The sequence below is a fragment of the Sorangiineae bacterium MSr11954 genome, from assembly GCA_037157815.1.
GTDB classification, from domain to species: domain Bacteria; phylum Myxococcota_A; class Polyangia; order Polyangiales; family Polyangiaceae; genus Pendulispora; species Pendulispora albinea.
Genome location: CP089984.1, coordinates 2,145,831 through 2,159,839 on the forward strand (window position 1 = coordinate 2,145,831; position 14,009 = coordinate 2,159,839).

Below are 14,009 nucleotides of genomic sequence, written 5' to 3' on the forward strand. Positions count from 1 at the left end.
TTCTTGCTGCTAGGGGCCGCACGGCGCGCGGCGTGCCGCGTCCGACTTCCACTGCGGAGGCGCGTGGCGTGCCGCGCCCGACTTTCCCAAACGTCCTCGCTTCCACGTTCGTCCGGTCGCTCCTTCGGGGGCTGCTGCCTATGATGGCCGTCTCCTTCGGAGGGGTTGCCGCCTGCGAAGGCTGTCGTGGGACGACGAGCGGAACGGCCATGTCACCCCACGACGAGCCGGCGTCACCCACGCTTCGTATCTATATCGTGTCCGATCTCGCCGGCGCACTCGAACCGTGTGGGTGCGTGAAAGATCAGCTCGGAGGGATGGATCACTTTGCAGCATGGGTCACCTCGGAAAAATCGAAGGCTCCAGCAAATGTCTTGGTGTCGGCTGGTCCGCTATTTTTTCTTGATCCAATTCTGAAAGACGACAAACGCGCACAAGATGTGGCCAAGGCCTCCACCATCGCCTCTTGCCTGGCCGATCTCGGGCTCGCGGGCTTTACGCCGGGCAAAAATGACTTCGTGGCGGGCCTCCCCGAGCTCGAGCGATTTCGCACGGAGAGCAAAGGCTCGCTCCTGATGGCCAACGTGGCCGGCCAAGGCGTGCTGCCCGCGTGGCGCGGTCCTCAGATGCGCGAGATCAACGGGGTGAAGCTCGGCTTGATCGGCGTGACGTCCCCCGATCGCGCGGAGGGCGGCGCGCCCGCGGGGCTGGACGTGGCCTCGCCCATCGACGCGGTGAAGGCCGATGTGGCCACCTTGCGGGCGCAAGGCGCTCGCGTCCTCGTGGTCCTCGCGGCCGTGGGTCGCGGCGAGGCCAAGCGCATCGCCGATGCCGTGCCCGATCTGACGGCCATCGTCGTCGGCTCCCCCGGCGGCTCGGGCGACGCCAACTCGGAGACCCCGCCGCCCGAGCGCATTGGAAATGTGCTCATCGCCGAGACGGGCAACCACCTCACCACCGCGGCGGCGCTCGACCTCTACGTGCGCGATGGCTCCTACGCGTTCGCCGACGGCACCGGGCTCGATCTGGCGCGCAAGCGCGCCGACGTCATGCGCCGCATCGACGAGATGCGCGGCAAGATCGCGCAATGGGAGGGCGATCCCAAGGTGTCGAAGGCCGACATCGAGGCCCGCCGCGCCGATCTCGCCGTGCTCGAGAAGGAGCGCGCGGAGCTCGACAAGGCGCCCACGCCCGCCAAGGGGAGCTTCTTCCGCTACCGCGTCCAAGAGATGCGCGACTCGCTCGGCAAGGACAACGCCGTCAGCGCGCGTTTGCTTGCATATTACAAACAAGTGAACGAGGCGAACAAGAAGGCGTTCGCCGACAAGAAGCCCAAAGCCGCGGCCAAAGGGGAGGCCTCCTACGCGGGCGTGGAGACGTGCACCACCTGCCACGACGACGCGCGCAAGGTCTGGGACAAGACGGCACACGCGCACGCGTACGCCACGCTCTCGAACCAGTTCAAGGAGTACAACCTCGACTGCGTCAGCTGCCACGTCACCGGCTACGACATGCCCAGCGGCAGCACCGTCACCCACGTGGAGAACCTCAAAGACGTGCAGTGCGAGGTGTGCCACGGACCCGGCTCCAAGCACGCAGCGGCCCCCTCCAAGGTGAAGGTGCCCATCCCGCGTCCGAAGCCCGAGAGCTGCCTATCGTGCCATCACCCGCCGCACGTTCACGAGTTCGACGCCGTCCGCAAAATGGAAGACATCCTCGGACCCGGTCACGGCCGATAGCGAGCGAATGCTCTCTTGTTCGGAGCTCGTCGAGAGCTCGTCGGGAGAGCGCGCGCGCAGTCGCGGAGCCCGCGAGGCTCGCCGTCGCGAAGCCCGGGCAGGCCCGCGTCAGCTCGCGCCGTGGCCGAGCTTCTTCGTGCCGTCTTGGAAGAGGATCTCGACCCGATTCGCTTCGACGAAGGTGACGACTCCCTTGCCGAACTTGGGGTGGGTCACCAGCTGCCCTTTGTCGAACCGGGACGTGAGCGCATACGGGGTGAACGCATCGTCGGGCTTGTTGCCAGTGAGCTCCTCCCAGCTCTTTTCCGGTGCCTTGGGCTTGGCGAAGTAATCGCCGTCTTCGGACTGTGAGTCTTGGCTCTTGCCGCTCGAGCGCGGCTTGGATCGCTTCATGGACATGGGGCCCATGTCCAATGGCTCAGGCACGTGCATTTTTCAAGAGGGGACGGCTTTTTTGGAGGTGATTACACGGAGAAGAGAACCGGAACCACCTCACCAGCTCTGCCCAACCGGCACTCATCGAAGTGTGCCGCGTTGTCCGGCCGCTCGGGCCCCACGTAAATTTTTCGGGCGCGACCGTGGGAGCGCACCTCCTCGACGAACCCAGCCGCCGGATAGACGGCCCCGGAGCTTCCGATGGTGATGAACCAGTCGCATCGGGCGAGCTCGCGGGCGATGCGATCCATGTCGAAGGGCATCTCGCCGAACCAGCAGATGTGCGGACGCAGCCGCGCGTCGCACTCTCCGCAGCGCGGGATCTCCTCCTTGGTCATGTACACGCCGTGGTCCTCGCGCGGCGACGTGGAGCAGTACGCGTTCTCGCAGCGGGTCTTGAACAGCTCTCCGTGCATGTGCAAAACGCGCCGCGAGCCCGCGCGCTCGTGCAGCGGATCGACGTTTTGCGTGCAGAGAAAGAGCCGGTTTTCGAGCCGCTGTTCGAGCTCCGCCAAGGCCACGTGCGCGGCGTTGGGGAGCACCGTCTCCGCTTGCGCGCGCCGCTCGGAGTAGAAGCGCCACACGACGCCGGCGTCGGCGTGCCATCCCCCGGGCGAGGCCACGTCCTCGATGCGATGGCGCTCCCAGAGCCCGTCCTTGTCTCGGAAGGTCGAGATGCCGCTCTCGGCGCTGATGCCCGCGCCGGTCAGCACGAACACGCGCTCATGGGGTCCAATCGTCAGCGGCGGGAGCTTGTCGTACGTCACAACGACCATCGCGGGGAGCGTATCATGCAATCCGCGCCGCGACGGCGCGGCGCCACTTGCCGCGGCCGTAGACGACGGCGTAGACGAGGGCGCTGACCACGTTGGTCGCGCCCACGCAGCGGAACAGCGTCTCGAGCGAGGCATCGAAGACGGCCACGGCGAGGATGGAGAGCGGGGTTTGCAGCCCCAAGATGACGGCCACGTCGATCCACATGGAGGTGCGGGTCGCGCCGGCGCCCGCCATGGCGTTGCCGAGCACGATGCCGACCCCCAGGCCGATGTAGGTGGGCGTGACGATGCTCAAATAGTGCATGGCGACGGCGACGGGCGCGGGGTCGTCGTCGAAGAAGCGCAGGATGGTCTCCCCGTGCAGCAGCAGAAGCGCGATGAGCCCGACATTGGTGATGCCGTCGTAGATGGCGGTGAGCCAGCCGCTGTAGCTGGCGCGCGCCTCCTGCGAGGCGCCCATGTTTTGCCCCACGAACGTCTGCGCGGCGCTGCCCCAGCCCATGGCGATGAACAGCGCCATGGTGTCCACGCGGAAGACCAGGCCGAGCCCCGTGGTCGCCACCTGATCGTCTTCGCTGGTGAAGAACCGAGCGACCAGGGAGTTCACGAGCAGCATGGCCGCGATGCGGATCACCATCTGCGCGCTGGACGGCCAGGCCACCCCGAGGATGCGGGCGATCTCTTCCCGATCGAGACCGCGCGCGCCGCGCTTGGGGATGACCACCTCGAAGCGCCGCGCCAAGATGATGACGTTCGGCACCAGCACCAGCCCGCGCGCGATGATCGTGGCCCACGCGGCGCCGATCATGCCCATGCGCGGGATGTGGAGGGCTTTGGCCAGCGGCGCCGCCCATGCGAAGGCGGCCGGGGAGGGACCCTCGCCGAAGATCATCAGAATGGCGAGGACGACGTTGAGGACGTTGCCCGCCAGCATCAGCGACACGGGGGTCTTGGCCGAGCCGAGCGCCCGCTGGATGCTCGCCAGCTGCAGCAGCAGAAAAATCGTAAAGCTGCCGCCCACCACCACGCGCAGGTAACGCGTCGCGAAGATGGCCACGCCGCCTTTGGCGCCGATGATGTCGCGGACGATGGTCCCCGCGAACGCGATGCCCAGAAACCCAAAGAGCACGCCCAGCGCGGTCACGATGAGGATCGACTGCCACGCCGCCTTCTGAACGCCCTGCGTATCGCCCGAGCCCACCCGGTTCGAAATGATGGAGCTCGTGGCGGTGGAGACCCCGTAGCTCAAAATGGTGCCGAGGGCGGCGACCTGATCGCAGATGCCGAGGGCGCCGATGGCGGAGCCCACCTCCTCGCGCGGTAGCTGCGCCACCATGTAGGCGTCGACCAAATTGAAGGTCGTTTGCAGCGCCATGCCCAGCGCCAGCGGAATGCCAAAGCGCGCGACCTCCTTGGCGAGGGGGCCTTCGAGGATTCGACGCGTGGCCCGGTCGACCATGAGCGGCCCGAGCCTAACCGGCCCATGCGCTGCACGACAAGTTCATGCGTCGCGGCGCCCTGGCGCGCCGCCGTCGAGCACGCCCCGGTGCGGTATCGTGCGGGCGCCGCACGCGATCGCGCCACAAGTTGCCGCGACCGTAAAAAAGGCGCTAAGAGAAAGGCGTGAAACCGAAGTCGGAAGTCAAGCCCGCCCCCGAGCGCGCAAAGGACGCCGGCCCCCGAGCCGGAGCGCCCGATCCGCGTGCTTCGGCCGGAGGACAGCCGTCCCGCCGCGAAATGCTCGTGCGCGCGGGCGCGGCCCTCGGGGTGCTTGCGGGCTCGGCCGCCATCGGGCGCGCGGTGTGGGACAAGGGAGGCTTCGGCGTCGGCAGCGCGGAGGGCGCCCGTCAGGTCCGCGACTTCCGCATCGCGTCGCTCCGCAAGGAGACGCAGTTTGCCGAGCTGGCGATCGCCCGCTCACCGCTGGCCAAGACGGCGGGCGAGCCGCCGCTCACCCCTGCGCAGCTGGTTCGAAATGCGCTCGATGCGCTGGGCGGCATGGGGCGCTTCATCAGCCGGGGCGACATCGTGGTGGTGAAGCCGAACATCGGCTGGGATCGCATGCCCGTGCACGCGGCCAACACCAACCCCGACGTGGTCGCGGCGGTGGTGCAGCAAGCTTACGACGCCGGGGCCAAGCGGGTGGTGGTGGCCGACGGATCGTGCAACGATCCGAATCGGTGCTTTCAGCGCTCGGGCATCTGGCGCAAGGCGTACGCGGTGGGCGGTGAGATCGTGCTGCCGGCCGAGCATCGCTTCCGCACCATGCGCCTCAAAGGCGACGTGCTCGACGAGTGGCCCATCTTCACCACCCTGGTCGACGCCGACAAGGTGATCAACGTGCCGGTGGCCAAGCACCACAACCTCGCCAAGTTCACGGCCGCCATGAAGAACTGGTACGGCGTTCTGGGCGGGCGCCGCAACCGATTGCACCAGAACATCGACACCTCGATCGCCGATCTGGCCACCTTCATGCGCCCCTCGCTCACCATCGTCGACGCCATCCGCGTCCTCGTTCGCAACGGCCCGCAAGGCGGAAACATCGACGACACGCGCGAGATGCACACCGTCATCGCCTCCGTCGACCAAGTCGCCGCCGACGCCTTTGCGTGCACCCTCATCGGCCAACACCGCGACAACCTTCCGTACCTCAAGATGGCCCACGAGCGCGGCATCGGCACGATGTACTGGGAGAACCTCCGCGTAAAGGAGGTGTGACCCCATGGCCGCATCCCCGTCCCCCGCGCACCCTCACGCGCACGCCGGCGTCGCCCTCGACGTCACCGCCGCCTCCGCGACCAAGCCGGCGCACATCCACCACGACATGGCGGACTTCCCGGAGCCCATCCCCTGGAAGACCGGCCAAGCCGGCACCGTCGCCCCCATCGACCGCGACACCACCTGGATCGTGGGGGGCGCCAAGACGCAACCCGTCGCTCCGGCCCCCATCGCGCAAGCTGCCGCCGTCGCGACCCCCGCCATCCCGGCCCCCGCCGCCAAGAAGAAGCCGAAAAAGAAGCTCCCCGGCTCCGGCATCCCCGCGCGTCTGAGCATTCGCAGCTTGGTCTGGGTCCGCCGCGCGTCGCAGGTGCTCTTCTTCGCGCTCTTCATGTATTTCCTCTTCCAGACGGCCTTCCGCGGCACCTTCGCCGCGCAGGCGGACACGCCGGTTCGTCTGCCGCTCCCCGTCGAAGCGTTCCTGCTCGCCGATCCCTTCGTCACGGCGATGACCGTGCTCTCCACGCACACGGTCTACCGCGGGCTGCTCTGGAGCTTCGGTCTCCTTGCGCTCACCTTGGTGTTCGGCCGCGTCTTCTGCGGCTGGATCTGCCCCTTCGGCACCCTCCATCACTTCTTCGGTTGGCTGCTCCCCTCGCGCCGCGGACGAGGCGCCGTTCGCGTCGAGGCGAACAAAACGCACGGCTACCAGCGCGCCAAGTACTACCTGCTCTACGCGTTCCTCGTGGCCGGCGTCTTTGGGAGCGCCATCGGCGGCCTCTTCGACCCGATTTGCATCGCGGTTCGATCCATCGGCCTCGGCGTCATCCCCGCCGCGCAGTACATCGGCGCGCGCACCTTGGGCGGCGCCTCGCTCCTTCATGCGCGCCCCGTGCAGAGCGCCGCCGACCATACGCAGGACTTCCTCGCGCAGGCCGTGTGGCAATCGCACCAGTTCTATTTCCACCAGACGTGGCTCATCGTCTTTCTCCTGGTCGCGGTCCTCTTCGCCAACCGCTTCATCCCGCGTTTCTGGTGCCGCGTCCTCTGCCCGCTCGGCGCCTTCCTCGGGGTCTTCGCCCGCTTCGCCCTGTTCGGCATGGAGAAAGACCATGCAAAGTGCACGGATTGCAACCTGTGCCTGGTGAACTGCCAAGGGGCCGATAGCCCGCAAGGCGGCGTGAAGTGGCGCCAGGACGAGTGCCATATGTGCCTCAATTGCGAGACGGCGTGCCCCGAGGACGTCATCAAGTTCCGCTTCCTCCCCAACCGGAGGAGCGCCGTCACCAAGCCCGACACCGAGCGCCGCACCGCCCTCGCCGCCGCCGGAGCGGGCGCGCTCTTTCTGCCGGCCTCCCGCATCGCCGACGCGCTCGACGTCAATTACCACTCCAAGGTCATTCGCCCGCCGGGCGCGGTGGAGGAGCGCGCCTTCCTCGAGCGCTGCATCCGCTGCGCCGAGTGCATGAAGGTGTGCCCCAACAACGCGCTCCACCCGGCCTTCCTCGAGTCGGGGCTCGAAGGCGTCTGGACGCCCATCTTGATCGCGCGCATCGGCTATTGCGAGCACTCGTGCGTGCTCTGCGGCCAAGTCTGCCCGACGGGCGCGATCCAAAAGATCACCGAGAAGGAAAAGCTCGGCATCGGCGTCGCGCCCGTGAAGATCGGCACGGCCTTCTACGACCACGGCCGCTGCTTGCCGTGGAGCATGCAGACGCCGTGCATCGTATGCGAAGAATTCTGCCCTACCTCGCCAAAGGCCATCTGGGTCGAGGAGGTGGAGGCACCCGTTCGCGACTCCAAGCCAGGTCCCAATGGCGAGCAGCCGGCCATGAAGACGGTAAAACTGCAGCGCCCCCATGTCGACCCCGCCCTTTGCATCGGGTGCGGCGCGTGCGAGAAGGTCTGCCCCGTGCAGGATCAGCCCGCGGTTTACGTGACCAGCGTCGGCGAATCGCGCAGCAAGACCAATGTCATCCTGCTCGAGAACACGAACTACAATCAGAAGAGTTGATGGCGCGAGCCGCTAACGTTTCGGTCGAACGTCGGCTAAAGTCGCACCCGTGAAGAAAAACGACCGATTCCTCCGCGCATGCCGGCGCGAGCCGACCGACGTTACCCCCGTGTGGTTCATGCGCCAAGCCGGGCGCTACATGCCCGAGTACCGCGCCCTGCGGGAAAAGCACACGTTGCTCGAGCTCTGCAAGAACGCGGAGCTGGCCTGCGAGGTGACCTTGCAGCCTCTGCGGCTCGGCGTCGACGCGGCGATTCTCTTCGCGGACATCCTTCTCCCGCTCGAGCCCATGGGCGCCGCCTTCGAGTTCGCCAAGGGCGAGGGCCCGGTCATCCACGAGCCCATCGCGAGCATGGCCCAAATCGAGAAGCTGCGCGTCATCGAGCCGCGCGAAGGGCTCGGCTATGTGCTCGAGTCGATCCGCACCATCCAGCGCGAGCTCGCGGGCAAGGTGCCCCTCATCGGCTTCGCCGGCGCGCCCTTCACCCTGGCGAGCTACCTGATCGAAGGCGGCGGCACCAAGCAGTTCGCCAAGACGAAAAAGATGATGTACGGCGCCCCCGACGCCTGGCACGCCCTCATGGGCAAGCTCGCCGAGGTGGTCCGCCGCTACCTGCGCGCGCAGGTCGAAGCCGGCGCCGACGCCGTGCAGCTGTTCGACTCGTGGGTGGGCCAGCTCTCGCCCGACGACTACCGCGAGTACGTGCAGCCCCACGTCCGCCATATCCTCCAAGACGTCATGACCGCCGGCGTCCCCGTCATCCACTTCGGAACGGGCACGCACACCTTGCTCCCCGCCATGCGCGACGCCGGCGGCCACGTGCTCGGCCTCGACTGGCGCACCCCGCTCGCCGAAGGATGGAGCATCGTGGGCCACGATCGCGCCGTGCAGGGCAACCTCGACCCCACCGTCCTCTTTGCGCCGCGCGAGGTGGCCGAAGCCCACGCCGCCCGCGTCCTCGCCGAGGCCGCAGGCCGGCCGGGCCACATCTTCAACTTGGGCCACGGCATCCTGCCCGAGACGCCCGTGGAGACGGTGCAAGCCGTCATCGACTTCGTGCACGAGAAGAGCGCACGCTCATGAGCGGGGTGGGGGACCCGCGCGATCCGCGGGACGAGCGCGACCAACGCGATCCGCGGGACGAGCGCGACTCGCGCGGCAAGCGAACCGCCGCGATTCTTTTTTCGCACGGTACCGTCGAACGCCTCGACGAGCTGCCGGCCTTCGTGACCAACATCCGCCGCGGCCATGCGCCGCCCCCCGAGGTCGTGGAGGAGCTGGTCCGGCGCTACACGGCCATCGGAGGTCGCTCCCCGCTGGGCGACATCACGCGCGAGCTGGCGAAGAAGGTCGAGGCTGCCGTTGGCCTCCCCACGCGCATGGCCATGCGCATGTGGCACCCGTACCCGGAAGAAGTGCTCGCCGAGCTGGTCGAAGACGGCATCGAGCGCGTTCTGGTCGTCCCCCTGGCGCAGCACTCCACCCCCGCGTACGCGCAAGCCATGCAGCGCGCCGCCGAAAAGCTCCAAAAGCCCCTCGAAATCCGCTGCGCCTCCAACTGGGGCACCTCCCCGAGCCTCACCGCCGCCTTCGCAGCATCCATCGGCGAAGCCTTGGCGCAGCTCCCCGAGCCCACCCGCGCCGCGACCGTCCTCGTCATGACGGCCCACAGCGTCCCCACCTCCGTGCTCCGCGCGGGCGATCCCTACGAGCGCGACGTCCGCGCCAGCGCCGAGGCCATTGCCGCGACCCTCGCGTCGAGCGCACCAAACGCCGCGGGCGCGCCCGCATCGAGCGGCCAAGCCATCCCGCACCTCGTCGCCTTTCAAAGCCAAGGCATGGGCGGAGGCGAGTGGCTCGGTCCCGATCTTCCCTCCACCCTCGATGCCATCGCAGCCCGCGGCCACCGCCACGTCCTCTTTGCGCCCATTGGCTTTTTGAGCGACCACGTCGAGGTCCTCTACGATCTCGACATCGAGGCCGCCGAGTGGGCACGCACCCGCGGCCTCACCACCAGCCGCGCCGCCTCCCTCAACGCGTCTCCCGCCTTCGTCGAGACCCTCGCCGCCATCATCACGGAGCTTGGCCGATGACCGAGCGCGCGCGCCACATCGCGATCATCGGTGGCGGCATCACCGGCCTCGCCTGCGCCCGCGCCGTCTCCAAGCTCGCCGCCGCGCAATCCCTCGCGCAGCCGCAAAGCGCGCCCGTCCGCGTCAGCCTCTTCGAACGCTCCGCGCGGGTCGGCGGAAACATCGTCACCGAAAACCGCAGCGGCTTCGTCCTCGACGGCGGCCCCGACTCCTGGCTCTCGACCAAGCCCGACGCCGAAAAGCTCGCGCGCGCCCTCCGTCTCGGCCCCGAGCTGATCGCCACCGTCGAGACCCACCGCGGCGCCTATGTTGCCTGGGGCAAGGACCTGCATCGCATCCCCGAGGGCCTCGTCCTCGGCGTGCCCACCGCCGTGGGCCCCATGATCACCACCGGCCTCTTCGACTGGGACGCCAAGCTGCGCATGGCCCTCGAGCCGCTGGTCCCCCGCCGCGTCTACCACGGCGACGAAGACGAATCGGTCGCCTCGTTCATGTCGCGCCGCCTCGGCGCCGAAATGGTCGACCGGCTCGCGGCCCCGCTCCTCGGCGGCATCTTCGCGGGCGACGCCGAGGCCATCTCCGTCCGCGCCGCGTTTCCCCAGTTCGTCGCCGCCGAGCGCGATCACGGCTCCCTCATCATGGCCATGCGCGCCCAACGCCGCGCGCGCGCCGAGAGCACCGAATCCCCCGACGACGCCAAGCCCAACAAAGGCGGCTTCCTCTCCCTCCGCGGGGGCCTCGGCTCCCTCATCCAAGCCATCGTCGACGATCTCCACGAGGTGGTCGTTCGCACCAGCTGCCCCATCCAGCGCATCGCCCGTCTCGACCCCGACGATCCGCGCGGCCGCTACGCCCTCGAGACCTCCCGCGGCCCCGAAATCGCCGACGACATCGTCTTTGCAGGGCCCACCCACGCGGCCGCCGACATCGTCCGCCACCTGGACGCCCCTCTGGCCGAAGCCTTCGACCGCGCCATGGACTATGCCTCCACGGCCACCGTCTTCCTCGCCTTCAAGCGCGCCCAAGTCGCCCACGATCTCGACGCCACCGGCTTCATCGTCCCGCGCACCCTCGGCCGCAAAATCCTCGCCGCTACCTGGGTCTCCAGCAAGTGGGACCACCGCGCCCCCGGCGGCCACGTCCTCATGCGCGCCTTCCTCGGCGGCGCCGGCCGCGACGAGATCCTCGCCACGGACGACGACGCCCTCGCCGACCTCGCCCTCCGCGAGCTCCGCATCTTCACCCCCATCGAAGGCCGCCCCCTCTTCACCCGCACCTTCCGCTTCCACCGCGCGAGCCCCCAGCCCTACCTCGGCCACCTCCCCCGCATCCGCGCCCTCACCGAAAAGCTCTCCCACCACCCCGGCCTCTACATCGCCGGCAGCGGCATCGACGGCGTCGGCATCCCCGACTGCATCCGCCAAGCCGAAACCATCGCCCGCCAACTCATGGCGTCCACCTAACCTTCGATTCGGCCCCCCAGCTCAGGCCCCAAGCCGCCCCTTTTCGCCTAACGTTGGCGCTTGAAGCGTTCGAGCTCCGCGCGAAGCTGCTGGAGCTCCTCTTCGGCGTGCTCGGCGCGTCGCGCTTCTTCCTCGGCGCGTCGCTCGGCCTCTTCGCGTTTCGCGATCGCCTCCGTGAGAAGGTGCTCGGCGCGCGCCGCGAGCTCCGCCGACTCGGGGAGGGGAGCGGTCCCCGAAAAAAATCGCACCCGCTCGGCCTCGAGCGATAAGTCCAACCCCAGCACCCGTGACGGCCACCGCCCGACCTGCGGAAGGATCGGTTGATACGTCGTTGCACCGGCCTCGGGCAGTGCATAGCCCACCAAGTGCACACGCTTGCGATCGTAGATGAAGTACTCCGAGATCCCCAATCGCGCGTAGCGCGCCACGTTGTACTCGTAGTCTTTCTTCTCGCTCCCCTCCGCGACGACTTCCATCACGAGATCGAGCCCTTTGCCTTCTGCGGCAACGACCCACTTTTGCCGGTCGTGGTGGTCGACGTCGGTGACCGCGAGGAGATCGGGCGAGAATCGACGCTCGTCCGGGTAGTAAACCGCAAGCTCCGCCGAGACGTAGATTCTACGGCCTATCCTGCGGAAGTAGCCATCGAGCGAATCGACGGCGCGTTCCTTGGCCTTGCGATGGAAATCGCCTTCCGGGGGCATGAGCTCCCACGGAACTTCGGCAGGCAACTCGTCGACCACGCGTTTGCGTTCCGCGGGGCTCAGGAGCTCCCAGATCTCCATCTTCGGCGCGCGTGGATCGGCAGGATTCACGCGGTATCGACGCGGCTGGCCCATGATGCTCATTGTAGCACCGTCCTTTCACGGCCACCCGTGTCCCCCTTGGACGAGCCATGTTACACGTCCTCGCGACTTCGAGAACGGCAATTCGCTGTGAACGCGAGATGGCTCGCGCGATTACGGCGCTTCGTCCGCCGCCGCAGCCTCGCGGTATCCGCGCAACGCCTTGAGCCGCGAACGAACGAACCAGACGCCGGCGATGACAATCACCGCGCCAATCACCGCGTCGAACTTGTGCATGAAGTGCTTGAGCGGCGAGCTCTCATCGAGCAAGGACAACCCGAGCCGCTGCCCCACGTATCCGAGCGCGTAGCACCACGGGAGCGAGCCCACGAACGTGTAGATGTGAAACTTCGTCCAGTTCATACGCGCCACCCCCGCGGGGAACGCGATGAATGTCCGCACCACCGGCAAGAGGCGCGCGACGAACACGATGATGTCCCCGCGCCGCTCGAACCAGCGATCCGCGATGGCCAGCTCGTGCTTGCTCAAAAGAACGTACTTCCCATAACGCTCGATGGCCCGCCGGCCACCCGTGGCGCCCACGCGGTACGCGAGCTCGCTGCCCAGGTTGCACCCGAGCGCCCCCGCGATGGCCGCAAAAAGAAGGTTGAACTGGGGGAGCTGAATCTTGAACTGCTCCGAGAGCGCGTCACGCACGCTCGGCTCGGTCATCGCCCCGGCGTATGGCATGATGAGCTCGCTCGGGAGCGGAATGCACGCGCTCTCGATGCCCATCAACAGCGCAATACCGATGTAGCTGAGCGTCCCCATGACGTAGACGCAGAAGCCGCCAAGAACGAGGAAGATGGCTTTGACCATGAATGATGGCGGTCTAACGTGGCGCGACCAACGGGTCAAGCGCGTGGGACACTCAACAGGAGCTCACACGCGCTATTTTTTCGGCTTCGCGCCCCCGCCCGCCGGCTCGCTTCCGCTCGATCCGACGCCAGCAGGTTCACCTTTGCTCGGGCTTGGTTTGCCCGCGGCAGGAACTGCGGCCGGCGAGGAAGCCTCGACCAGCCCCGGGTGGGTCGGCTCGTCGGCGAAGGCGCCCGGCGGATCGTCGTCGTCGCCGTCTTCTGGCGGGACGGGGGTCTTCTCGGTCTCCGAGCTGACGGAGTCCTCGTCGTCGCGCTCTTCGATCTTGATGAGCACCGCGGTGATGTTGTCCTCGCCCCCGTGCTCGTTGGCTTTCTCGATCAGCTTTCGGCACGCCTCGGAGATGTTGGCCGAGTGGGAGACGATTTTTTTGATCTCGTCGTCGACGATCATCCCGGACAGACCGTCCGAGCAGAGGATGTAGACGTCGCCGTCCTTGGGATCGTCGTGCTGCAGGTCGACCACCACTTGGTCCTGCATGCCCAGCGCGCGCGTGATGACGTTCTTCGGGAGCTCGCTGCGCTGCTCCTCGGTGAGGTCGGGCATCGCGAGCAGGTAGTCGTTGATGAGCGAGTGGTCCCGCGTGAGGAGGCGGATTTGGCCTTCGCGAATGCGGTAACAGCGCGAGTCGCCCACGTGGCCGATGTACATCCGCCTCTTGCTCGGGCTGAACATGGCCCCTACCACGGTGGTGCCCATGCCGTGGTATTCGCGGGAGCGCGTGCTTCGCTCAAAGATTTGGCGGTTGGCGACGCGGATGCCCGTGAGGAGGCGGTTTTCCTCCTCGGACAGGTTCGTGTCGAAGTGAAAGGGCCAGGTGACGTCTTCGTTGGCGGTCGACTTGAAAAACTCGCTGATCGTTTCGGTGGCCAGGCGCGAAGCCACGTCCCCCGCACGATGCCCACCCATGCCGTCGGCCACGACGAATAGGTCGTACTCTTTGAGTACGATGAAGGAGTCTTCGTTGTGCTCGCGCTGAAGCCCTACATCGCTCAGCCCGGCTGCTAAGGCCCGCATCAACCGAGTCGCTCCTGTGGAATAGAGCC

Annotated in this window: 12 protein-coding genes; 6 read left to right on the top strand and 6 right to left on the bottom strand. The window is 67.4% G+C overall.

Annotated elements, in window-relative coordinates; all coding sequences use genetic code 11:
* Positions 1–440 precede the first annotated feature (440 nt).
* Positions 441–1,739, top strand: coding sequence for a hypothetical protein (locus LZC94_08800; GenBank protein ID WXB17367.1), 1,299 nt, complete (start codon positions 441–443; stop codon positions 1,737–1,739).
* A gap of 108 nt (positions 1,740–1,847) precedes the next feature.
* Here LZC94_08800 and LZC94_08805 read toward each other — a convergent pair whose 3' ends face one another.
* From LZC94_08805 to LZC94_08815, 3 genes are all read right to left on the bottom strand, one after another.
* On the bottom strand, positions 1,848–2,138 hold the full coding sequence (locus LZC94_08805) for a hypothetical protein (protein ID WXB17368.1): 291 nt from the start codon (positions 2,136–2,138) through the stop codon (positions 1,848–1,850).
* A 65-nt stretch (positions 2,139–2,203) separates the two neighbouring features.
* Complete coding sequence (locus tag LZC94_08810) at positions 2,204–2,950, bottom strand: NAD-dependent deacylase (GenBank protein ID WXB17369.1); 747 nt, start codon at positions 2,948–2,950, stop codon at positions 2,204–2,206.
* A 13-nt stretch (positions 2,951–2,963) separates the two neighbouring features.
* Positions 2,964–4,409 (bottom strand): MATE family efflux transporter, encoded by a 1,446-nt coding sequence (locus tag LZC94_08815; GenBank protein WXB17370.1) that lies wholly within the window; start codon positions 4,407–4,409, stop codon positions 2,964–2,966.
* Positions 4,410–4,573: 164 nt separating this feature from the next.
* Between LZC94_08815 and LZC94_08820 the strand changes: the two genes are divergently transcribed.
* The 5 genes from LZC94_08820 to hemG are packed head-to-tail and all read left to right on the top strand — an operon-like array spanning position 4,574 to position 11,239.
* A complete protein-coding gene (locus LZC94_08820) occupies positions 4,574–5,668 on the top strand; it encodes a DUF362 domain-containing protein (protein WXB17371.1) in 1,095 nt (364 codons plus the stop codon).
* A 4-nt stretch (positions 5,669–5,672) separates the two neighbouring features.
* Positions 5,673–7,682 carry a 4Fe-4S binding protein gene (locus LZC94_08825; protein WXB17372.1) on the top strand — a complete coding sequence of 670 codons (2,010 nt, stop codon included), beginning with the start codon at positions 5,673–5,675 and terminating at the stop codon, positions 7,680–7,682.
* Positions 7,683–7,731: 49 nt separating this feature from the next.
* Positions 7,732–8,766, top strand: a complete 1,035-nt coding sequence (gene hemE / locus LZC94_08830; GenBank protein ID WXB17373.1) for a uroporphyrinogen decarboxylase — start codon at positions 7,732–7,734, stop codon at positions 8,764–8,766.
* Positions 8,763–9,776: a ferrochelatase gene (hemH, locus tag LZC94_08835; protein WXB17374.1), complete on the top strand. Its 1,014-nt coding sequence runs from the start codon at positions 8,763–8,765 to the stop codon at positions 9,774–9,776. Before hemE ends, hemH begins: the two co-directional genes overlap by 4 nt.
* Complete coding sequence (gene hemG, locus LZC94_08840) at positions 9,773–11,239, top strand: protoporphyrinogen oxidase (protein ID WXB17375.1); 1,467 nt, start codon at positions 9,773–9,775, stop codon at positions 11,237–11,239. The genes hemH and hemG overlap by 4 nt, the downstream gene beginning before the upstream one ends.
* A gap of 47 nt (positions 11,240–11,286) precedes the next feature.
* Here hemG and LZC94_08845 read toward each other — a convergent pair whose 3' ends face one another.
* The 3 genes from LZC94_08845 to LZC94_08855 all read right to left on the bottom strand — a co-directional run bounded on the left by LZC94_08845 (position 11,287) and on the right by LZC94_08855 (position 13,980).
* A complete protein-coding gene (locus LZC94_08845; GenBank protein ID WXB17376.1) occupies positions 11,287–12,087 on the bottom strand; it encodes a Uma2 family endonuclease in 801 nt (266 codons plus the stop codon).
* Between the two features lie 111 nt (positions 12,088–12,198).
* Positions 12,199–12,903 carry a DedA family protein gene (locus tag LZC94_08850; protein ID WXB17377.1) on the bottom strand — a complete coding sequence of 235 codons (705 nt, stop codon included), beginning with the start codon at positions 12,901–12,903 and terminating at the stop codon, positions 12,199–12,201.
* A 72-nt stretch (positions 12,904–12,975) separates the two neighbouring features.
* Positions 12,976–13,980, bottom strand: a complete 1,005-nt coding sequence (locus tag LZC94_08855; GenBank protein ID WXB17378.1) for a Stp1/IreP family PP2C-type Ser/Thr phosphatase — start codon at positions 13,978–13,980, stop codon at positions 12,976–12,978.
* Between the last annotated feature and the right edge of the window lie 29 nt (positions 13,981–14,009).